Origin of the sequence: Rhizobium sp. BK491, from assembly GCF_014194925.1 — a bacterium.
Taxonomy (GTDB): Bacteria; Pseudomonadota; Alphaproteobacteria; order Rhizobiales; family Rhizobiaceae; genus Rhizobium.
Genome location: NZ_JACIAR010000001.1, coordinates 96,592 through 117,986, shown reverse-complemented (window position 1 = coordinate 117,986; position 21,395 = coordinate 96,592). Strand labels below are relative to the sequence as shown.

The window sequence follows — 21,395 nt, the reverse complement described above, 5'->3', positions numbered from 1 at the left end:
AAGTGTCCATTGCAAACGATCGAGTTAGGCTGCAAGCGCCGCCTGAACGGCAAAGGCGATATGCAGCTGCACCAGGCAATATTGACTAAACCGATGGTGTCAGAAAGCTTCCTGATATCGGCACAACAAAAAGCCCTGCCGCGAACGGCAGGGCTTCAATTTCAGTCGGAAAGAGAACCGATTACTCGGCGCTGTCTTCAGCAGCCTTCTTCTTCGGAGCAGCCTTCTTCTTCGGAGCAGCAGCTTCTTCGCCTTCGGCGGCAGCTTCAGTCGCTTCAGCCTTGGCAGCAGCCTTCTTCTTCGGAGCTGCCTTCTTGGCAGCCGGCTTGTCTTCTTCTTCGTCGTCAGCCAGCAGCGCTTCCTTGGAAACGGTCTTGTCGGTGACGTTAACCTCGGTCAGCAGATGGTCGATGACCTTTTCTTCGAAGATCGGGGCGCGCAGGTTAGCGGAAGCGCCCGGCGTCTTGCGGAAGAATTCCAGGATTTCCTTTTCCTGGCCCGGGAACTGCTGGAGCTGTGCGTAGAGAGCACGCTGCAGTTCGTCTTCGCTGACTTCGACGCCGGCCTTTTCACCGATTTCGGAGAGAACGAGGCCAAGGCGGACGCGACGCTCAGCGAGCTTGCGGTATTCTTCGCGAGCCTTTTCTTCCGTGGTGTCTTCGTCTTCGAAGGTCTTGCCGGATTCGCTGAGGTCGGTTTCGATCTGGCGCCAGATGCTGGCGAATTCAGCGTCGACGAGCTTCTGCGGCGTGTCGAACTGGTACATTTCGTCGAGCTGGTCGAGGATCTGACGCTTGACCTTCTGGCGGGTGACCGAACCGTACTGGCTTTCGATCTGGCCGCGAACGATCTCCTTCAGGCGGTCAGCCGATTCGAGGCCGAGCTTGGAAGCGAGTTCGTCGTTGATCTCGATTTCGCCGGGAGCTGCAACTTCCTTGACATTGATGTCGAAGGTGGCTTCCTTGCCGGCGAGGTTCTTGGCCGGATAGTCGGCCGGGAAGGTTACGGTGATGACCTTCTCATCGCCAGCCTTGAGGCCGACGAGCTGCTCTTCGAAGCCCGGAATGAAGCGGTTGGAGCCGAGAACGAGCTGTGCGTCTTCGTCCTTGCCGCCGTCAAAGGCAACGCCATCGACCTTGCCGAGATAATCGATGGTGACGCGGTCGCCGTTGGCGGCCTTGCCCTTCTTGGTCTCGTAGCTGCGGGCACTCTCGGCGATCTTGAGGATCTGCTCGGTCACTTCGTCTTCGCCGATCTCGGCGACTTCGCGGGTGACCTTGATGCCGCTGACCGGCTTCAGTTCGATCGCCGGAATGACTTCGTAAGAGAGCGTGAATTCGAAATCGGCCTCAGCGGAGAGGATCTTTTCTGCCTCGTCCTGGTCTTCCGTCATCGCGATTTCCGGCTGAGTGGCCGACTTTTCGCCGCGCTCGGTCAGGATCGCCGGCGGCTGGTCGCGAACGATTTCGTTGACGAGATCGGCCATGATCGACTTACCGTAGACCTTCTTCAGGTGCGAGACCGGAACCTTTCCCGGACGAAAGCCGTTGATGCGGACCTTGTCCTTGACCTCGGCCAGGCGCTCGTTCATGCGCACTTCCATGTCCTTGGCCGGGATGACCACCTTGATTTCGCGCTTCAGCCCTTCAGCGAGCGTTTCGATAACCTGCATTGTCCTACCTTCATTCATGGCGGCCGTGCCCAGCCTGCCGTTCGTTTCGATGAGCACGACGCCGGAAAATCCCGAGCGTGGCTTGGATGCAATTCTCTTTCACCTTGCAAGAGCGCCGCGCATTCAAACAAACGCGCAAGAGGCAGCTCTATCCCGTCACGAGCCAAAACATCTTGTCCACTTTCCTCATCGAAAGCGGGATGCTTCGGGCAAGATGGCGCGTCCTGCGGCATTTGGAAGACAGGCTTGGTCAGCCTCCCCCTATCCACAAGACAGTGTTGGTGCGGGTAGAGAGACTTGAACTCCCACGCCTTGCGGCACCAGAACCTAAATCTGGCGTGTCTACCAATTTCACCATACCCGCGTTCCCAAAACCGCATGGCGATGCCTGCCCATGGGGCCTTCCGGAGCGCGGCGTCTCTATATCACCCGTTTCAAACCACGCAAAGGAAAAATGACGGTTCCGCGACGACGCTTAAAGCTTATCGGAGCTCTTCGTGCAGATATCGTCAGTAAAGCGGCTCCTCATAGACCGATTTGCCGTCGAGAAGCAGGCTTCTGATATGGGCAACGCCATCGGAAGACACCCGAGCCGCGATGGCGACGCGATCGGCGTTGCGGGCGCTCTCGATATCATGCCCCTGCCCTTCGGGCACATAGTAGCGCTCGATGCCATAGGTGACCCCTACAATCGCCTGCTGGGGATCGGTGGCATCGCCATAGAAAACATATTCGACAGGCAGGCTTTTGAGCACGACCGTATCGGGTTTCTGATCGAGCTTTCCAAAGGATGATTCGACGATGCCCCAGTAACCGTCATCCTGCCTCTTCAGCCGAACGGACAATATCGCGGCACTTCGGCTCATTTTCGGCGGTCCCTCGACCATCGTCGAGAACGGAACCCGTGAGATGTCGTAGTTCAAGGTCACGTAGTCGCCGCGCAGAAGATCGCGCGGATCGACCGGTGCGGTCCTCAAGAGAATCTCGACGCCGCTTCGCAGCCCCCAGGCGCGCTCGCCGACCATGTAGCCGAGAACTGCCGTCTGCAAAGCGGCAACGACGATGGCAGCAATCCATAGTCGGCGGGAACCGATGGTCGGGCTCTTTTCAGCGATATCGGTCATGCCTGTGTCCCCTGCCCGCTATTGCCGGAAAAGCGCCGTTCCAGCTGGATGACCAGCCAGGCTGCAATGGCCACAAGCAAGCCGGCAACGAGGAAGAACCCCGCAGTGCCGATGATCGAGCCTATCGTCTCACCTGCAAGATAGAGAATTTCGCAGGCAAAGACGAAGTAAGCGAGATAGCGCACCGCGCCATTGTCGCGGCCGCTGAGGGCTATTGCGATCACCGCGCTCGCCAGTGTCGCCGCCGCCACGATGACAAGCGGCAATTTATCCTCGATCCAGACATTATTTTCAAAGGAACCGTTGCTGATTTCGGCATGGACAAGAAAGAAGCCGATCGATGCGATCAGAAAGGTGTAGAAAGCCGGCGCGGCGCCGGCCGTGCGGGCGAAGGGCAGGAGCGGCGAAGCGGGAACACTGACGACGAGAAACGCCGCCATGCCGAGAGCGGCAAACAGGATCGCGGTATTCAATCCCTCATGGCGGCCGAACAGCCATGTCAGCCAGCCCACGAGCATGAGATAAGCCAAATGCCGAGCCATGGGCGCGTCGGCATAGCGGACAAGCCCAATCAGGACCGCAGCCATCAGAGGCGGCATCCAGGGCATGATCCCATACCATTCGTCGAAATGCCCCCAGAGATAGACGCCGCAAAATGCCCAGGCCAGAAAACCGGCGAGCCCGACCTGAGCCGAGGAACGGAACAAGGCCGCCACGATGCAGGCAGCAGCGAACCAGACGAGCATCATTCTCAGTTCATCGCCGGACAGATTGTACATCTGGCCGACCAGTGCCATGGCGCCACCAAAACTCAAGGTGCCGAGAATCAACAATGCAGCGGCGATGATGGAGCGACCCTGGCCTAACAAATATGCAGCCGCGAGATGGAAGGCCCATATCATCGTGACCAGCCCCAGCAGACGGGCAATTCTCGGAATGGTCTCCCAGTTTGCAGATATGAACAGCAAGATGGCGAGGCCGAGAAGCACGGCGGCGATGATGGTCAGTACCCGGCCGGCGCTGAAACTCGTCTGGCGGCCGTCATACTCGCCGAGGATGGCTTTGGCCGTCCCCGCGTCGACAAGGCCCTTGTCGGTCCAGATCTTCAGATCCCGCTCCAGCCTGCCCCTGTACATGCCCGGCTCCCCCTCGCTGCGATTCTGCTTGCGACAGAGTTAGCACAAATCGCCGCACAATCGATGCGAGTCGAGCGGTTCTGGCAGAAGCTTCGGCTCACAGGAATATGTGCCATATTAATACGGAATTAAGGGATCATGCAGTATCTTTGGGGCCGGTAAAGAGATACCGACTGCAGATATGCGCGCAGCTCATGCCTCCCATGAAATTATTGCGCTGCACAAATTCGAAAAGTCATACTATTTATCAGGCAACAAAACGGCGGTGGCGCGCCGGGCCGCTTCAGATCGGATCAAGCCTGGGGATGGATATCCCGACACCATATTCGGAGCCGCATACTCCTCCTCCCAATGCGCTCCGATCGATTGACGACACTCCTCCTCCCAGTCGTCAATCACCACAAATGACGCCCATCGCATCCTCCTCCCGCGGTGGGCGTTATTTTTTTACCTCCCTTAAATCGGTTTATGCTGCGCAGATGCGCATGTTGGCCAGCGGACTACAATCGAAAGGCCGCATGGCAGTTCGCAGCGGAATTCGGGCCCTCCAAAATAGCAGGGCCGGCGAAAAGATGGCTAAAAGCGGGCCGCCGCCGGCAAGCGCTTCGGAATGTCCGACACTTGCTCGAAATTGACTTCCAGCGGCGAACCCGGTTGGTCGTGATATGCACACAAAGAAGCCATCATCTTAGGCAAAACACCATAAGACTTGCATGTGGCGCATAGGTGGCATGAAGCTTTCGCGCTTTTAGTTTTCGCGGCGCAGCATATATTTAAATCCATTAGATCGACGACGGAACCAATCACGGAACTGCTCGATCCCTTGATCCTCGAAAGGGACTCCAATGAACCTGACCCGCTCCTTCAACAACTGGCGCAAGTATCGTCAGACCGTCAACGAACTCGGCCGCATGAGCTCGCGTGAACTGCACGACCTCGGCATCGACCGCGCCGACATCCATCGCGTTGCCCGCGAAGCCACCGGCCGTTAACAGCCGGATAGGCTTCGCCCAACAGCGAAAGCCTTCTCAACGCCCGTTGCGGACCTCCGCGGCGGGCGTTCTTTTTTTTGCCTATCGACTGAGCAGACGCAGCATAATCGATTCCGCTGCGAGCTATTCCCCATTTGCAAAGCACACAAATTTTGAGCATCGACTGCTTTTTGGGCGTCATATTGCACAAATGCATGGCAGACGCCTCTTCTTTGCACTGCACAATCAGTCTCTTCGCGCCTATATAGAGTGCAAGCGCTGAGGCGGTAATCGTACCGCCCGCAAACAAGATACTGAGGAAAAGATCATGAACCCGATTCGCATTGCAAAGAACTGGATCAGCTACCGCCGCACTCTGAACGAACTTGGCAACCTCTCCAGCCAGACCCTTTCGGACATCGGCGTCAGCCGTTACGAAATCCGCAACATCGCTGCTCGTTCTTTCCGTTAATAGGAACGGACTAAGCAGACTGCCTCAAGACGGCGCCTTTCGGCGCCGTTTTTGATTCCGGCTGTCAGCAAATCAATTGGATCGCCGGCCTGCCCGTGATAATGACGCGCGCATGACACAGATCACTTCCCACTCTCCCATTCACGTCATCGGCGGCGGCCTCGCGGGCTCGGAAGCCGCATGGCAGATCGCCAATGCCGGCGTTCCGGTCATCCTGCATGAAATGCGCGGCGTGCGCGGCACGGAAGCGCACAAGACGGACGATCTTGCCGAGCTGGTGTGCTCCAACTCATTCCGCTCCGACGATGCCACCAGCAATGCCGTCGGCGTCATCCATGCGGAAATGCGCATGGCGGGTTCGCTCATCATGGCATGTGCGGACAGGCATCAGGTGCCGGCCGGCGGCGCGCTTGCTGTGGATCGCGACGGCTTTTCGGCTGCCGTGACGCAGGCGGTACAGAGCCACCCGCTGATCACAGTTCTCCGCGAGGAAATCCAGGGCCTGCCGCCGAGGGATTGGGACCAGGCGATCATCGCCACCGGTCCGCTGACTGCGCCTGATCTTGCGAGCGCCATCCAGGCTGAAACCGGCGCGGATGCGCTCGCCTTCTTCGATGCCATTGCGCCAATCGTCTATCGCGATAGCATCAACATGGACATTTGCTGGTATCAGTCGCGTTACGACAAGGTCGGTCCCGGCGGTACGGGCAAAGATTATATCAACTGCCCGATGGACGAGGCCCAGTACAATGCCTTCCTCGATGCGCTGATCGCCGGCGATGCCGTTGGCTTCAAGGAATGGGAAGGTACGCCCTATTTCGACGGCTGCCTGCCGATCGAGGTCATGGCGGAGCGCGGGCGTGAGACGCTGCGCCACGGCCCGATGAAGCCGATGGGACTGACCAATGCCCATAATCCGACGGTCAAGGCCTATGCGGTCGTGCAGCTGCGGCAGGACAATGCGCTCGGCACGCTCTACAACATGGTCGGCTTCCAGACGAAGCTGAAATATGGCGCGCAGGCGGAAATCTTTCGGCTCATTCCCGGCCTTGAGAATGCGGAATTCGCACGCCTCGGCGGACTGCACCGCAATACCTACATCAACTCGCCGACCCTGCTCGACCGCTCGCTGGTGCTGAAATCCCGGCCGGGCCTGCGTTTTGCCGGCCAGATCACCGGCTGCGAAGGCTATGTCGAAAGCGCCAGCATCGGCCTGCTCGCCGGCCGCTTCGCCGCCGCTGAGCGCAGGGGCGAAGCACCGTCGCTGCCACCGGATACGACGGCGCTCGGCTCGCTGCTGAATCACATTACCGGCGGCCATATCGTTTCGGACGAGGAGCCGGGCAAACGCTCCTTCCAGCCGATGAATATCAATTTTGGGCTTTTCCCGGAACTGGAGCCGGGATCGATCGTCAAGCCGGAAGGCGTCAAGCGCTTCCGCGGCAAGGACAAGACCATCATGAAACGTCAGCTCATCGCCAAGCGTGCGCTTGCCGATTGCGCTGGCTGGCTCGGCGTGCCGGCGCCCGTGTTGGCGGAAAGCGCCTGACCTAGAGCATTTTCGCTTTTCTTCGAATAGCGAAAACGCTCTATCTTCTTGTTTCCTGACGCATTCCGGACGGAAAACCGCTGCGCACTTTTCCTGGAAATGCTCCAGCGGCTTTCTTGATCTTCAGCTTGTTGCCGGCGGCGCGTGGTGCTCGAGTTTCGCGTCTTCGCCGGCGACATAGTTGCCGAGCAGCCAGAGCGAGACCTCCGCAGCTTCCGCCGGCGTCTTGAACTCGAACGTGCCGTTGTGATGTGGAACATCGAGGAAATCGACGATCAAGCCGCGTCCGGTTGCTGAAATCTTGGCACGCGCCTTGCCAGGCTCGATCAGATGGACGCTGAAATGATTGCGCACGTTGCGCATAAAGCCGGCTTTGTCATCGTGGAGCCGCACGAAGACCGCCTGCCCGTCTGCGGTTGCCTGCAATTGCCGGATCGCTTCGGTCGGAAAGGCACGGCCGAATTCCAGAATGGCAAGGCCGGTATCGTGCAGGCCGTCTTCCTTGTTCTGCGATGCCATGCGCGTCGCGTAATAGGCAATGAAGATGACGATCGCGAACAATATGCACCAGACGACAATACCCACGGCAGATCCCCCTAAAATGCAAATCAAGTGCCGGCCATCTCCATAGACGCCGAGACTTGCGCGAGCTTGGTGTATTTTAGATTTTCTTTGTGATCGACGCTATCGCCATGCGCAGCTGCCGGCGCCATTGCGGCACCACAAGGGATCGATCGAAGATGTCCGCGCCAAGCTTCTGTGCCTTCTGCAGGACAGGCTCGGCCAAGGTAACAGGCAGAAAGGCGGGGAATACGGCCTGCGGTATGGCGCCTGCCGCCCTCGCCTTGGCGAGATGCTCGCGACCAAGACCGGCGAAGGCTTCGACCGCTGCCGAAATGCGCGGCTTGTCTTCACCAGCGAGAAAACTGTCGCGGTCAAGCCCTGTCGCCGAGAGGATCTCCAGCGGAAGGTACACCTGGCCGCGATGGCGATTAAGCGGCATCAGAAGCAGCAATCCGGCGATTGCCTGAGCAACGCCCGCATGGCCGGCGGCATCGGCGGAGCGCTTCGCCTCGTCGGCAGACAAAACCAGGCTTACAAGCTGGATGAGAGCAGACGCCGTCTCGCCGGCATAGCCTTCCAGGCTGCTGCGACTTTCCATGGGATCGTCGTAGAGATCGAAGATGCGCGCATCGATCATGTTAATCAGCGTCTGGCGCGGCAAGCGATATTCTTCGATCGCGGTCAGAAGCTCGGAGGCCAGCGGATTGGCTTCGCTCGATCCGTGAGATTGCCCCTCCAGGAGATCGCGCCAGTACTGCATGCGCACCTCGCCGGGCAGTGGCTCGTGCACGAGATCGCGCACGCGCGCCAACTCCGCATTGAAGGCATAGAGCGCGGCCAGCGCAGGGCGCTTCTCTTCCGGCGCCAGCAGGCAGGCGAGATAGCGATCGCGATCGGTGTCGCGAAGCGTTGCGAGGCAGATGTCCCGGTTGCTACGGGGCGCAGCTGTTATCGTCATACCTGGATCCGAATATCAGACGGCGATCAGCGCGGCGGCCACGGCGCGCGATTCGGACAGCATGATGTTGAATGTGCGCACGGCAGCGCCGGTGCTCATCGGGTCGGACGAAATCTGCCTTCCACGCAGGGCAGCCTTCAACTCGGCGGGAAGCGGTCGCAGCTCCATGCCGGTGCCGACGAGCAGCACTTCGATCTCGGCAGCTTCATCGAGAACCTTCTGGAAGCGATCCGGCGTCAGCGCATCGCCCTGCAGCATGTCCCAGCCGTAGATGCCCGAGGGCAGGCAAAGCAGCGAGCCGCGATGCGACATGTCGGCAAAACGGAAGCCACCATTTCCGTAAGCGTCGATCGGCGCGCGTCCGGGGAAATGCGCGTTTCGGATTTCTATACCTTTAGCCACTGTATCACACCGCTGGTTTGCCTGACTGGATGTTGCCGGCTGCGGGTCCATTGCTCTCACCGCCGGTCTGGAACTTGTCCGGCCGCAGCTTGAACAGGATCAGCACGGGCGCCGCAATATAAATCGACGAGAAAGTGCCGACTGCGACGCCGAAAAGCAGGACGAAGGTGAAGGCACGGATCACCTCGCCGCCGAAAATATAGAGCGCGAGCAGCGCCAGAAGCGTCGTCGCGGATGTCAAAATGGTACGAGATAGTGTCTGATTGATGGAGGCATCGATCAAAATCGGCAACGGCATCTGCGAATAGCGCTTCAGGTTTTCGCGCATGCGGTCATAGACGACAACCGTGTCGTTCAGCGAATAGCCGACAATCGTCAGGATCGCGGCAATGCCGGTCATGTTGAATTCCATGCCTGATAGCACGAAGAGGCCGAGCGTCAGGATGACATCGTGCAGTGTCGCGATGATCGCGCCGACTGCGAATTGCCATTCGAATCGAAGCCAGATGTAGATCAGAATTGCTGCCAGCGCCGCCAGGACGGCAAGGGAGGCCGTCAAGGTGATTTCTCCCGATACCGCCGGGCCGACGACCTCGACGCGAGAGAAATTGTAGTTCTTGCTCAATTCGTCCTGCACCAGGGAAACGGCCGACTGTTCGGCGTTCTCGCCACCGTCCTGCGCATGGACACGAACCACGGCGCCAAGCCGATCGGCCAGCCGCTCGACGCGCACGTCGCCAGGTACGACGGCTTCAAGGCGCGTCTGAATATCAACAACGTCGGCAACACCCTGCTTGGCGCGGACCTCGATGATCGATCCGCCGGCAAAATCGATGCCGAGGTGCATGCCGACCGTCGCGAAGGCAATGAGCGTGATGACGGACAGGGCGGCGGAGACCGTAAATGTATAGCGGCGGATGCCCATGAAGCGAATATTGGCATTATCAAAAATGCCGCTGCTGACGCCAACCAGCAAAGTACGCGGCTTGCGGTGTGAAATCCAAATATTCACCAGCGACCGCGTGACGAAGCAGGAGGTGAAGAAGGTCGAGATAACGCCGACCATCAGCGTCGCGGCAAAGCCGCGCACCGCGCCCGTGCTAGCGTAGAAGAGAATGGCGGCAACGATCAGCACTGTCAGATTGGCATCGGCCACGGTCGCAGCTGCGCGGTTGAAGCCGTGGCGCAGCGCATCGACAAGAAGATGGGTCTTCTTCTCCTCCTCGCGCACACGCTCATAGATCAGCACCAGCGCATCGAGGCCGATGCCGATGATGAGAACGATTGCCGCAACGCCGGGCAAGGTCAGGGTGATACCGAGCAAGCCCATGAGCGCCGCGACCATGATCATGTTGATGACGAGCGAGATGGTCGCGATGATGCCGAGCAGGCGATAGAAACCGATCATCAAGGCGGCGACGAAGACCGCGGCGGCAATGCAGGCAATCAGGCCATAACGTGCCGTTTCGCCACCAAGACCGGGCTGAATGGTCCGCTCTTCGACCGTCGTCAGCGTCGCGGGCAATGGTCCGCTCTTGACCATGACGGCAAGATCCTGGGCGCCCTGGGCCGTGAAATCCCCGGGAACGTCGATCTCGCCCGTTGCTATGACCGTCTTCAGCGAGGCCGCGGAGATGACCTGGTCGTCAAGCACGACAACGATGACCCTGCCGAGATTGCTGGCCGTCGATTGTGCGAAGCGGTGGGTCGCCTCCTGCGTCAGCTTCACGGAGACCGTACCCTCGCCTTTTTGATTGTCAACGACCGCGACGGCATCGGAAAAATCGATGTTCGAAAGCAGCGGCTGCCGCTGCACGAGATAGCCAACGGGCGGATCATCTTCGGAAAATAGCACATCGGACCCGGCCGGCGGCTGCTTGTCCATAGCGTCCTGGACCGACATCGACTGATCTATCAGGCGGAAGCTGAGTTTGGCGGGTTGGCCGAGAAGGTTCTTCAGCCGCTGCGCATCGGCAAGATCCGGCACCTGCACGACGATGCGGTCAGACCCTTGCCTGCGGATTACGGGTTCGCCTACGCCGAGTTGTGCGATGCGGGCGTGGATGACCTTCATCGCGCGTGCGGTCGCCGATGACACATGGCTGTCGATATCGGTATCGGTGATATCGAGCGTCAGCGCACCGTTGTCACCCTGAGATAGAACCACGGACGGCTTATCCGGTCCTGATGTCAGCGGCTGCAGTGCCGTCAAGGCCGCCTGGACCTGTGCGGGATCATTGATGCGAAGCTGGATCTTGCGGCCAGTGCCGGTCAGGCCCGAATAGGCGACATTGACGGTACGCAGCCGGGTGGAGATATCGCCGACAATACTTTCCAGGCGATCCTTCTCGACATCGCCCCGTTCCATCTTCAGCAGCAGATGCGATCCGCCCCGAAGATCGAGGCCAAGCTCGATCTTTCGGTGTACCCACCATGTCGGAAGGAATGAAAGCGCGCGCTCGCCAAGAAGATTGGGAGCGGCCAGAAGCACGCTCAAGAGAACGACGAACCAGATCAGGGTGGTCTTCCACCAGGAGACGTGCAGCATCGCTCTCTCGAATTAGGATTTCCCTACTGCGCCCTCCCTTTCGAACGAAAATGCAAAGGGCGCAGTAACACCTTGAATTTGTGCACAATCCTTCAAGAAAGTCGATCTCGAATTTGGAAGATGCGCAGCGGCAGCGGGAGCCGCCTCTCGGAAAGAGCCTTACGCGGCATCCGCCTTGACGGGCTCACCCTTGACGCGAACCTCGGAAATAGCGCTGCGGACAACGCGGATGCGCACGCCATCGGCGATCTCGACTTCCAGTTCCTTTTCGTCGATCACCTTCGTGACCTTGCCGACGATGCCGCTGGTGACGATCTGATCACCGCGACGAATATTCTTCAGGACCTCGTCACGCTTCTTCGCCTGCGCGCGCTGCGGACGGATGAGGAGGAAATACCAAACGACCATCAGCGGCACAAACAGGATGATCATTTCAAAGCCGGAACCGCCGAAGGCGCTCGCGGCCGAATCTGTTGCGCTCTGCGCATATGCGTTGGTGATAAACATCGAGAACTCCCTTGAACTCCTAGCGGGAGCAAGGCCCCGCGTCAGGTGGCCGGAATATAGTTACGCGCATGGCGAATGCAACAAAAACAGCCGTCAACCGTACCGTTTTCCCGGTCTGTTAGCCTTTCAGCCCCCAAAAGAGCATGATACCCGGCAAGACAGCGCGCGCATTTTACGACTTTCTTGTTCAATATTCAGGAGGAAACGGTGACTGAAGACCAAAACGCCCTGATCCTTGCCGAAGTGCGTCGCCTTGCCGACGCTGTCGAACGCCTGGCCGGACCGGCCCCGGCCGTCAATGAATGGAATGCCGCCGACTGCTTCGTCTGGGTCCCTGCCCGACTCTATCTGCAGCCGGTACCACGGCCGAACCGTGTGGCGCTCACCCTCATCCGTGGCGTCGATCACGTGCGCGATATTCTGCACGAAAATACGCTGCGTTTCGCGGAAGGTTTCGCGGCCAACAACGTGCTGCTCTGGGGCGCGCGCGGCATGGGCAAATCCTCGCTCGTCAAAGCAGTGCATGAAGACGTGCGTCGGGCGACCGGCGTTTCACTGAAGCTGATTGAAGTCCATCGCGAGGATATTTCCTCGCTGCCAGTGCTGCTCGATATCCTGAAGGCAACGCCGCATCGCATCATCATCTTCTGCGACGATCTCTCCTTCGATCATGACGACACTGCCTATAAGTCGCTGAAGGCGGCTTTGGACGGCGGCGTCGAGGGACGGCCTGATAATGTGCTGTTCTATGCGACATCCAACCGCCGCCACCTGCTGCCGCGTCATATGATGGAAAACGAACAGTCGACCGCCATCAATCCTTCGGAAGCCGTCGAGGAAAAGGTTTCGCTCTCCGATCGCTTCGGCCTCTGGCTCGGCTTTCATAAATGCAGCCAGGAAGACTATCTGCAGATGATCGATGCCTATGCCGATCACTTCAAGCTCGATCTTGATCGCGCCCAAATGCATCACGAAGCCCTGGAGTGGGCGACGACCCGCGGCGCCCGTTCCGGTCGCGTCGCCTGGCAATATATCCAGGATCTGGCCGGCCGGCTGCGCATCGTGCTGGAGCGTGATTGATCCTCAAGCGATCAACATCGCCATAAACGACAAAAAGCCCGGCATTGACCGGGCTTTTTGCAGAGTCCTTGAGACGCACTACCTATTCAAGGAACGTCATTGGGTTGACCGGGGCCGAATTCTTGCGGACTTCGAAGTGCAGCTGCGGCTGGCTGACATTGCCGCTCATGCCTGATGTGGCGAGCGTCTGACCGCGTTGGACTTTCTGGCCGCGAGCGACGCTAAGCGCATCCGCGTGGCCATAGACCGTTACCGTGCCGTCGTCGTGGCGGACGAGGACGGTGTTGCCGAGCTCCTTTAGGCCGTTGCCCGCATAGATGACGACACCGTTTTCGGCAGCCTTGATCGGCGTGCCCTCCGGAACGGAGATGTCGATGCCATCATTGCGGCTGCCGTTGACGTTGGCGCCGTAGCCGGCGACGACAGCGCCGCGAACTGGCCAGCGATACTTGCCGATACCGGTCGCCTCAGGCGCATCGGCCTGCGCATCCGACTTTGCGGCATCATTGATGGACTGGCCCGGCGAAGCGGATGCAACTTCCTTCGGCTTGGCGGGGGCATCAGCTGCCGCATCGGCATGGGCGGTAACCTTAGGTGCTTGCTTGGCGATGGGGTCGGCAGCGGCCTGCTTCGGCTCTACAGGCACTGCGCCCGGCTTGACCGACGCCTTCTGCGGCTCGATCGAAGCGGTCTTGACCGGATCTGCGGCAGCGACACCACCGTGCGGCAACGCGAGTGCCTGACCGATGCGAATACTGTCGCCGGCCTGCATGTTGTTCGCACGCTTCAGTTCGGCGACGCTCACGCCGCTTTCTTTGGCAATTCTCGCCAGCGAGTCACCTGGCTTGACGACGTAAGTGCCCTTCGGCGTTGGCCCCTTGCCATTGCCGGCGGCGAGCTTATTGGGATCGGCAAGGCCAGCCTGGGACTTGCCGCGCATTTGGTTGCCGGAAGGCAGCGCAAGCGCTTCCTGCTGCGGCGCCTTGGCCGGACCGGGCATCTTGCCGCCCTTAGAAAGATCCGTCGCTTCAGCGGCCATCTTGGCCGGACCTGAGACACCTGCCCCATTCATCGTCGGGATGATGATCTGCTGGCCTGGCTGCGCCGCGGCGCCATTGCGCAGGCCATTCGCGCGCAGGATCTCCTTTTCCGGAACGCCATAGCGGCGCGACAGCAGCGCAATGTTTTCACCCTGATGCAGCGTCACGCTCGGGGCATTGACCGTAGTCCAGCCGGGAGACATCTGCTGCGCGGCGGCCGCCTTGATCGTGCCGGTAGACATTGTATCGGGAGCAAGCGCCGGTGCGGCACGGGATCCATTGCCACGCGACGAGGGGAACGGCTGCGCGAGCGCTTCGGCTTGTCCCTGCGATACCGCACGAGGACGACCGGCATTGGCGGAAGCGCCGGGAGGAGCGAGATCGGCGCGCTGAATTGCGACAGGAGCGGTCGAAGCCCGTGCGCTGGAATAGGATGGGTTATAGCGAGCCGGAGAATTCGGGTATGGTTGCGACACCGGCGCGCTCTGCTGCGAATAATCCTGCTGGCCGTAGCCGCCAGCCTGAGCAACGTCGGCGCGGGGCACCGGATCACCATTCGGACCATTGAGGCCGCGCCGGTTGATCGAGCCGGTCGTTACATTGTCCGTCTTGTTGAAAAGACCGCTGAAGCGGGTCGTGTCCGAACTGCAAGCTGTGGCAGTGCTCGCCAGAAGAACGGCCACCAGGACTTTCCCTGCCGATTTGCTGACGTTTGAAGAAAGACTGAAACCCATGACTCGACCCACTTAAGACGCAACCGATTATGGGTCGATTAAAGCGCGTTAATCTTACCATGCGGTTAAAGCACTGGTGCAGCATGTGTTTTTTTGAGGAATTGATAACCATAGAAAATGAAACGGCGCCAATCGCCCGCTTCCATAGGGGCGTCAGCCCGATTTGAGCCTCAAAGATAGGAGGCGAGCATGGGAACGATGGGCTGGTAGGGAACGTCGAATAATTCTTCGCGCTCGAATCGGCTTCCCGTCTTCGTCAGGCGCACCAGACGACACGTATGCTCATCGACGATAAGCGGGGCTATCATCGAGCCGCCGGACACCAGCTGTTCTGCATAGAAGCGCGGCATCGTGGTAAAGGCGGCAGTGACCAGAATGCGGTCGAACGTGCCCTCGCCCGGCAAACCGGCGCTGCCGTCCGCCTGGCGGATGATGACATTACGCAGGCCGAGCGCATCCATGCGCTGCTGCGCCGATGTCGTCAGCGTCTTGTAGCGATCGACCGTCAGCACGCGCTCGACGATCCGCCCCATGACGGCAGCGGTGAAGCCGCTGCCCGTACCAATTTCGAGCACGCGGTGGCCAGGCTTGATCTTCAGGCTGTGAAGAATACGCACTACCAAATCGATGCCTTCCATGAAGGCACCGCAATCGATTGGAATCGTCCGGCTGGAATAGGCATCATCGGCAAACTGCATCGGCACGAAAGGCATGCGCGGTGTCTGCTCGACCGCCGTCATCAGATCGATATCCAATATGCCCTCTGCCCGCAGCCGCAACACCACGGCCGCAAAGCCTTCCTTTTCCACCAAACGAGGTGTCAATCCGCTACTCCATACCGAGCGCCCGCGCCACGCGGTCCTGCGCCGAATAATCCGTCAAATCGAGTTTCAAAGGCGTTACCGAAATACGATTTTGTTTCAACGCCTGAATATCAGTGCCCGGACGGAAGATACCGTTTCGCTCGCCGAAGCGAAGCCAATAATATGGGAATCCGCGGCCGTCGGCCCGCTCCTCGACCTGCACGTTGAAGGCAAGATTGCCTTGTGCGGTCACCTCCACGCCATGGACCTCGTCGGGGCGACAGTTCGGAAAGTTCAGATTGAGGAACGTCCCGTCAGGCAAATCGACAGTCATCAGCTTGTTGAGCAAAGCAGGCGCATGCGTTTCGGCGACATCCCAGGGCACAACGCGGGAGCCGTTTTCATAGAGATAGGCTTGGCTCAGCGCAAAGGAACGAACACCTTGCAGGGTGCCCTCGATGGCACCGGCTATGGTGCCGGAATAGGTGACGTCGTCGGCAACGTTCGAGCCGGAATTGACGCCCGAAAGCACCATATCCGGCTTGACGTCCATCACCTGGCGGATCGCCATGATGACGCAATCCGTCGGCGTTCCCCTGAGTGCATAATGCTTCTCGGAAACCTTGCGCATGCGCAACGGCTCGGAAAGGCTCAATGAGTGGGCAAGTCCGCTCTGATCCGTCTCGGGCGCGACAACCCAGACATCGTCGGACAGAGTGCGGGCGATACGCTCCAACGCCGCCAGACCTTCGGCATGAATGCCGTCATCATTGGTCAGAAGAATACGCATCGCCCCACCACCCGATTATGCTGCTTTTTCGATCCTCTTCAGACCACCCATATATGGCAGGAGTGCGTCGGGGACCGTGACCGAGCCGTCGGCATTGAGATAATTCTCAAGGACGGCGATGAGGCAGCGACCGACTGCAGTGCCAGAACCGTTCAGCGTGTGAACGAATTTGGTGTTCTTATCGTCCTTGCCGCGGTAGCGGGCGTTCATGCGCCGCGCCTGGAAATCTCCACAGACCGAGCAGGACGAAATCTCGCGATAGGTATCCTGCCCCGGCAGCCAGACCTCAAGATCGTAGGTCTTGCGTGCGCCAAAGCCCATATCGCCGGTCGAGAGCGTCATGACGCGATAATGCAGACCGAGGCGCTTTAGCACCTCTTCCGCGCAAGCCGTCATCCGCTCATGTTCGGCAACGGAGCTTTCCGCATCGGTGATCGACACGAGCTCGCACTTCCAGAACTGATGCTGGCGCAGCATGCCTCGCGTGTCGCGGCCGGCGGAGCCTGCTTCCGAGCGGAAGGATGGCGTCAGAGCCGTGAAGCGCAGTGGCAGCTTCTCTTGATCAAGGATCTCGCCGGAAACGAGATTGGTCAGCGAAACCTCCGCCGTCGGGATCAGCCAGCGGCCGTCCGTGGTCCTAAACGAATCCTCGGAAAATTTCGGCAGCTGACCTGTTCCGAACATCGCCTCGTCGCGTACCATCAGCGGTGCGCTGACTTCGGTATAGCCATGCTCGCTGGTGTGGAGATCAAGCATGAACTGGCCAAGCGCGCGCTCAAGACGAGCAAGCTGCGCGGTCAGCACCGTAAAGCGCGAGCCTGACAGTTTTGCTGCGCGCTCGAAATCCATGTAGCCGAGCGCTTCACCGATTTCGAAGTGCTCTTTCGGCTGATGGTTCCATGTGGGCTTGGAGCCCCAGAGATGCTTTACGACGTTGTCGTGCTCGTCCTTGCCGACGGGCACGTCCTCGAGCGGGATGTTCGGAATGCGCGACAGCGCATCATTGAGCTCGGCCGTCAGCGTGCGCTCTTCTTCTTCCGCAGCCGGAAGCGAAACTTTGAGGTCGGCAACTTCCGCCTTCAGCTTTTCGGCAAGCTCGCTGTTCTTCTGCGCCATCGCCGCGCCGATTTCCTTGGACGCGGCGTTGCGGCGGGACTGCATGTCCTGGACGGACTGGACGACGGAGCGGCGCTTCTCATCGAGCGCTATGAGGCTTTGCGACTGAGGCTCCGCACCGCGCTTTGCAAGCGCTGCATCGAAAGCTTCGGCATTCTCACGAATCCATCTGATATCAAGCATCTTCGTTCCAGGTCGTTTGACATAAGTATAGCTCCGACCGAGGTCTCGGTCGGAGGTCGAAACGGCAATAGCTGGGGAACGAGGCTGAACCTTCCTCGCCTAGACGTCGTCCGTCTCGGTGATCTCGGAAGTCCCGCCACTCTCTTCAAGCGTTTGCCGGCTACGCTGGCGTTCTACGAGTCTCGCCGCATAGATGGAAATCTCGTAGAGAAGGATCGTCGGCAGTGCAAGGCCGATCTGGGACATCGGATCTGGCGGTGTCAGCACGGCGGCGACGATAAAGGCGAAAACGATGGCGAACTTGCGCTTTTCCGCGAGCCAGGCCGACGTCAGCAGGCCGACGCGCGCAAGCAGCGTCGTGATGACGGGAAGCTGGAAGACGAGGCCGAACGAAAAGACCAGCGTCATGATGAGGCTCAGATATTCCGAGACCTTCGGCAACAGCGCGATGCCCACCTGACCTTCGGCTGGCGCCTGCTGCATCTTCAGGAAGAACCACATGACCATGGGCGTAAAGAAGAAGTAGACAAGTGCAGCGCCCATGAGGAACAGGATCGGCGACGCGATCAGGAACGGCAAGAAGGCGGAACGCTCGTTCTTATAGAGACCCGGCGCCACGAACTTATAGATCTGCGCGGCGATGATCGGGAATGAAATCACCAAGGCGCCAAACATTGCGACCTTCACCTGCGTGAAGAAGAATTCCTGCGGCGCGGTGTAGATCAGTTCGGACTTCGCGAGATCGAGATGAGCCCATTCGACGGCCCATTTGTATGGATAGACCAGATAATTGAAGAGATGCTTCGCCACAGCGAAACATCCGATGAAGGCAACGAAGAACGCAACGAGCGACCAGATCAGCCGCGTGCGCAATTCCATAAGGTGTTCGATAAGCGGCTGCGGCTTATCGTCGATGTCACCCGTCATGCCTGGTCCTTCTTCTTGGGCGTTTTAGGCGTGGTCTTGCTCGCTGTGGCAGCCGCACGCTTCCTGGGAGCCGGAGGCGCTTTCTCTGCGGCAGCAGCGGTCGCGACCTTGCGCGGGGCTCGCTTTGGTTTTTCCGTCACGATCGGTGTCTGAACGGCAGCGACTGCGACCTCGTCGAACTTGGCGACAGCCTTCGAGCGCGGCTTACGCACGGCCTTTGGCTTCTCGGCGGGTTCGCTTGCAGCGGCAATCGGCTGCGGAACGATTGCGGCCACTGTCTCGGCAGCCGCCGGCGACGGGTTGCTCGAACCGGCAGACGTCAGAGATGAGGCCGCAAGAGCTTCCGGCAGGCCGGAAGTGACACCAGGAACCGGCTCAGACGGCAACGGCGTCGCGGCCGGAGCTGCTTTCTCCGGCGTCGCCACACGCTGCAGATCGGCCTTTATCTCATTGCCCATTTCACGCAGCGGGTTCATGGCTTCCCGCAGTGAGTTGACCGGATTGAGCTTCTGGGCGTCGGCAATCGTCTGGCGGACATCGTCCAGATCCGCCTCGCGCATGGCTTCATCAAACTGGGCACGAAAGTCGCCAGCGACCTTCCTGGCCCGCGCCGTCATCTTACCGATGGTCCGCAATGTCGACGGCAACTCCTTGGGGCCAATCACCACCAAAGCCACGACGCCAATAACCACAAGCTCGGACCAGCCTATATCGAACATGCAAAGGCTCCTGGGCTAACGGCAAGCCTTTCAGCTTGCGCCTGCCCGACATGATTACTTCGTTTCGTCAGCCTTGTGCTCGACCGTACGGGACGTCGTCGTCGCGGATGTCGACGTATCCTCGTCGTCGTTCATGCCCTTCTTGAAGCTCTTGATGCCCTTGGCGACATCACCCATCAGCTCCGGAATCTTTCCACGGCCGAACAACAACAGCGCGATGGCCAGGACAATCAGCCAGTGCCATATGCTTAGAGAACCCATTGCTTTAACTCCCAATTACAGTGTCTTTTCGATGTAAGACGTTTGCGGATGTTTTTCAAACACGAAAATGTAGTACATCCACGCATATCGGGATAGCGAACGCCGATGCGGGCGACCGAACGTCTCCAAGCCGAGAGGATGATTATTATATTCGCACCCGCTGATGGCGAAAGAGAGACCTGACGCTCCGTTTCGCGAAAATTCTGCCGATGCGATTGCGGCCGCCTTTCAGGAACAGGCCGATGGTTCAATCGCTTGAGCCGCTCGGTGGCAGGATGCCGAGTTCCTCCAGATCCAGCTGCGTGATCGGATCTTCATCCTCGGTGAGCTCATCACTCATCAATGGCGAGGGAATGTTGAAATTGGCCGGGATACGGCCCGAGAGCAGCCCTGCCCCCCTCAACTCTTCGAGACCAGGCAGATCCCGCAGCTCTTCCAGGCCGAAATGATCGAGGAAATCGCGCGTCGTGCCGAGCGTCACCGGCCGTCCGGGCGTGCGCCGACGACCACGGAAGCGGACCCAGCCGGCTTCCATTAGCACGTCGAGCGTACCCTTGGAGGTCTGCACGCCCCTGATATCTTCGATCTCGGCACGCGTGACGGGCTGGTGGTAGGCGATAATGGCCAGCACTTCCAGCGCAGCACGGGACAGCTTGCGTACCTCACTTTCATCGCGCCGGATCACGAAGGAGAGATCTGCGGCCGTACGGAAGGCCCAGGCGCCATCCACCTGCACGAGATTGACGCCACGCATCGCGTAATCGGCCTTGAGCTTCTGCATAATGGCTGCAATATCGATGCCACGCGCCACGCGCTCGGCAATGAAAGCTTCGGAAACCGGCTGCGCCGAGGCAAAAACCAACGCTTCGGCGATGCGCTCGGCCTCGCTCAGCAGACGATCGTCCGCATCGGGCGTCTCCGCCTCGTGCCCAACATGCTGCTGTTCGTCGTCCGATTTCGTCACGCGTTCCCTGCCCTATTCAGCTGCTTCCAGTGACGAATGCTTCGGCCCGCGCCGCATGTAAAGCGGCTGAAACGCGCCTTCCTGACGAATTTCGAGCTGCCCCTCGCGCACCAGTTCGAGCGAAGCTGCAAAGGCGCTGGCGATCGCCGTCGCCCGTTCGCTTGAAGTCGTCATATAGCTCAGCAGATAATGCTCCAGGGCTGTCCAATCGGTAATTTCACCGATCATGCGGTCAAGGATGACGCGGGCATCGGCGAGCGACCAGACACGGCGCTTCTCGATCGTCACCTGGGTCACGGCCTGGCGCTGACGCAGGCTGGCATAGGCGGTCAGGAGATCATAAAGGCTGGCATCGAAGGCCGATTGGCGGCGATCTGGAATATGCTCCGGCGCGCCACGCGCGAAGATATCGCGGCCGAGGCGGTTGCGATTGACGAGATCGGTTGCGGCATCGCGCATGGCCTCAAGGCGCTTCAGGCGGAAGGCAAGCGTTGCCGCCATCTCCTCGCCCGTCGGCCCGTCTTCCTTGCTCTGCTGCGGGATGAGCAGCTTGGATTTCAAATAGGCGAGCCATGCGGCCATGACGAGATAATCGGCCGCAAGCTCTATACGGATGCGCCGGGCGCTGTCGATGAACTGAAGATATTGCTCGGCAAGCGCCAGAACGGAGATTCGGGAAAGGTCGACTTTCTGGGTGCGCGCGAGATGCAGCAGAAGATCGAGCGGTCCTTCAAAGCCGGCAAGATCGACGACAAGCGACGGTTCGTGCGAGCCGCGCTGCGCCTCGCCTTCCTGCCAGAGCTTGTCCATCGGCGTTGCCGCCTGCTGAAGCTTGTCCGTGCTGCCGCTCACTCTGTCACCCGTCCGTTCCTAGA

21 protein-coding genes and 1 tRNA gene are annotated in these 21,395 nt (G+C 59.5%); 4 read left to right on the top strand and 18 right to left on the bottom strand.

Going from position 1 to position 21,395, the window contains the following annotated elements; genetic code table 11:
* Window positions 1-181 precede the first annotated feature (181 nt).
* The 4 genes from tig to FHX05_RS00635 all read right to left on the bottom strand — a co-directional run bounded on the left by tig (window position 182) and on the right by FHX05_RS00635 (window position 3,932).
* Window positions 182-1,672, bottom strand: a complete 1,491-nt coding sequence (gene tig, locus FHX05_RS00650) for a trigger factor (RefSeq protein ID WP_112610341.1) — start codon at window positions 1,670-1,672, stop codon at window positions 182-184.
* Between the two features lie 279 nt (window positions 1,673-1,951).
* A tRNA-Leu gene (locus FHX05_RS00645) sits at window positions 1,952-2,036 on the bottom strand.
* A gap of 145 nt (window positions 2,037-2,181) precedes the next feature.
* On the bottom strand, window positions 2,182-2,796 hold the full coding sequence (locus tag FHX05_RS00640; protein WP_183870388.1) for a GDYXXLXY domain-containing protein: 615 nt from the start codon (window positions 2,794-2,796) through the stop codon (window positions 2,182-2,184).
* On the bottom strand, window positions 2,793-3,932 hold the full coding sequence (locus FHX05_RS00635; RefSeq protein WP_183870387.1) for a DUF2157 domain-containing protein: 1,140 nt from the start codon (window positions 3,930-3,932) through the stop codon (window positions 2,793-2,795). The genes FHX05_RS00640 and FHX05_RS00635 overlap by 4 nt, the downstream gene beginning before the upstream one ends.
* Window positions 3,933-4,777: 845 nt before the next feature.
* Between FHX05_RS00635 and FHX05_RS00630 the strand changes: the two genes are divergently transcribed.
* The 3 genes from FHX05_RS00630 (at window position 4,778) to trmFO (ending at window position 6,924) form a co-directional block, all read left to right on the top strand.
* Complete coding sequence (locus FHX05_RS00630) at window positions 4,778-4,924, top strand: DUF1127 domain-containing protein (protein ID WP_015339702.1); 147 nt, start codon at window positions 4,778-4,780, stop codon at window positions 4,922-4,924.
* Window positions 4,925-5,231: 307 nt separating this feature from the next.
* A complete protein-coding gene (locus FHX05_RS00625; protein ID WP_069611985.1) occupies window positions 5,232-5,375 on the top strand; it encodes a DUF1127 domain-containing protein in 144 nt (47 codons plus the stop codon).
* A 112-nt stretch (window positions 5,376-5,487) separates the two neighbouring features.
* Window positions 5,488-6,924: a methylenetetrahydrofolate--tRNA-(uracil(54)-C(5))-methyltransferase (FADH(2)-oxidizing) TrmFO gene (gene trmFO / locus FHX05_RS00620; RefSeq protein WP_183870386.1), complete on the top strand. Its 1,437-nt coding sequence runs from the start codon at window positions 5,488-5,490 to the stop codon at window positions 6,922-6,924.
* Window positions 6,925-7,047: 123 nt separating this feature from the next.
* On the opposite strand, the gene FHX05_RS00615 is transcribed toward trmFO, so the two are convergent.
* The 5 genes from FHX05_RS00615 to yajC all read right to left on the bottom strand — a co-directional run bounded on the left by FHX05_RS00615 (window position 7,048) and on the right by yajC (window position 11,903).
* Window positions 7,048-7,509, bottom strand: a complete 462-nt coding sequence (locus FHX05_RS00615) for a hypothetical protein (protein ID WP_112610157.1) — start codon at window positions 7,507-7,509, stop codon at window positions 7,048-7,050.
* 76 nt (window positions 7,510-7,585) lie between these two features.
* The gene (locus FHX05_RS00610; protein WP_183870385.1) at window positions 7,586-8,446 is read right to left on the bottom strand and encodes a phytoene/squalene synthase family protein; all 861 of its coding nucleotides are present in this window, start codon (window positions 8,444-8,446) and stop codon (window positions 7,586-7,588) included.
* 15 nt (window positions 8,447-8,461) lie between these two features.
* A complete protein-coding gene (locus tag FHX05_RS00605; protein ID WP_112610155.1) occupies window positions 8,462-8,848 on the bottom strand; it encodes an Mth938-like domain-containing protein in 387 nt (128 codons plus the stop codon).
* Between the two features lie 4 nt (window positions 8,849-8,852).
* On the bottom strand, window positions 8,853-11,396 hold the full coding sequence (gene secDF / locus FHX05_RS00600; protein ID WP_183870384.1) for a protein translocase subunit SecDF: 2,544 nt from the start codon (window positions 11,394-11,396) through the stop codon (window positions 8,853-8,855).
* A gap of 159 nt (window positions 11,397-11,555) precedes the next feature.
* Complete coding sequence (gene yajC, locus FHX05_RS00595; protein WP_015339695.1) at window positions 11,556-11,903, bottom strand: preprotein translocase subunit YajC; 348 nt, start codon at window positions 11,901-11,903, stop codon at window positions 11,556-11,558.
* 207 nt (window positions 11,904-12,110) lie between these two features.
* Between yajC and FHX05_RS00590 the strand changes: the two genes are divergently transcribed.
* Window positions 12,111-12,983, top strand: coding sequence for an ATP-binding protein (locus FHX05_RS00590; RefSeq protein WP_183870383.1), 873 nt, complete (start codon window positions 12,111-12,113; stop codon window positions 12,981-12,983).
* A gap of 82 nt (window positions 12,984-13,065) precedes the next feature.
* Here FHX05_RS00590 and FHX05_RS00585 read toward each other — a convergent pair whose 3' ends face one another.
* From FHX05_RS00585 to FHX05_RS00545, 9 genes are all read right to left on the bottom strand, one after another.
* Window positions 13,066-14,757 carry a peptidoglycan DD-metalloendopeptidase family protein gene (locus FHX05_RS00585; RefSeq protein ID WP_183870382.1) on the bottom strand — a complete coding sequence of 564 codons (1,692 nt, stop codon included), beginning with the start codon at window positions 14,755-14,757 and terminating at the stop codon, window positions 13,066-13,068.
* A gap of 170 nt (window positions 14,758-14,927) precedes the next feature.
* On the bottom strand, window positions 14,928-15,581 hold the full coding sequence (locus FHX05_RS00580; protein ID WP_183870381.1) for a protein-L-isoaspartate(D-aspartate) O-methyltransferase: 654 nt from the start codon (window positions 15,579-15,581) through the stop codon (window positions 14,928-14,930).
* Between the two features lie 4 nt (window positions 15,582-15,585).
* Entirely contained in the window at window positions 15,586-16,350 is a 765-nt protein-coding gene (gene surE, locus FHX05_RS00575) for a 5'/3'-nucleotidase SurE (protein ID WP_183870380.1), read from the bottom strand.
* Window positions 16,351-16,365: 15 nt separating this feature from the next.
* Window positions 16,366-17,649 carry a serine--tRNA ligase gene (gene serS, locus FHX05_RS00570; protein ID WP_112415163.1) on the bottom strand — a complete coding sequence of 428 codons (1,284 nt, stop codon included), beginning with the start codon at window positions 17,647-17,649 and terminating at the stop codon, window positions 16,366-16,368.
* Window positions 17,650-17,748: 99 nt separating this feature from the next.
* Window positions 17,749-18,576: a twin-arginine translocase subunit TatC gene (gene tatC, locus FHX05_RS00565; RefSeq protein WP_183870379.1), complete on the bottom strand. Its 828-nt coding sequence runs from the start codon at window positions 18,574-18,576 to the stop codon at window positions 17,749-17,751.
* Window positions 18,573-19,295 (bottom strand): Sec-independent protein translocase protein TatB, encoded by a 723-nt coding sequence (gene tatB / locus FHX05_RS00560; protein ID WP_183870378.1) that lies wholly within the window; start codon window positions 19,293-19,295, stop codon window positions 18,573-18,575. The genes tatC and tatB overlap by 4 nt, the downstream gene beginning before the upstream one ends.
* Before the next feature lie 54 nt (window positions 19,296-19,349).
* Complete coding sequence (locus FHX05_RS00555) at window positions 19,350-19,556, bottom strand: twin-arginine translocase TatA/TatE family subunit (RefSeq protein WP_015339687.1); 207 nt, start codon at window positions 19,554-19,556, stop codon at window positions 19,350-19,352.
* Window positions 19,557-19,803: 247 nt separating this feature from the next.
* Window positions 19,804-20,451 (bottom strand): SMC-Scp complex subunit ScpB, encoded by a 648-nt coding sequence (scpB, locus tag FHX05_RS00550; protein WP_210290309.1) that lies wholly within the window; start codon window positions 20,449-20,451, stop codon window positions 19,804-19,806.
* 81 nt (window positions 20,452-20,532) lie between these two features.
* On the bottom strand, window positions 20,533-21,330 hold the full coding sequence (locus tag FHX05_RS00545; protein WP_051043255.1) for a ScpA family protein: 798 nt from the start codon (window positions 21,328-21,330) through the stop codon (window positions 20,533-20,535).
* Between the last annotated feature and the right edge of the window lie 65 nt (window positions 21,331-21,395).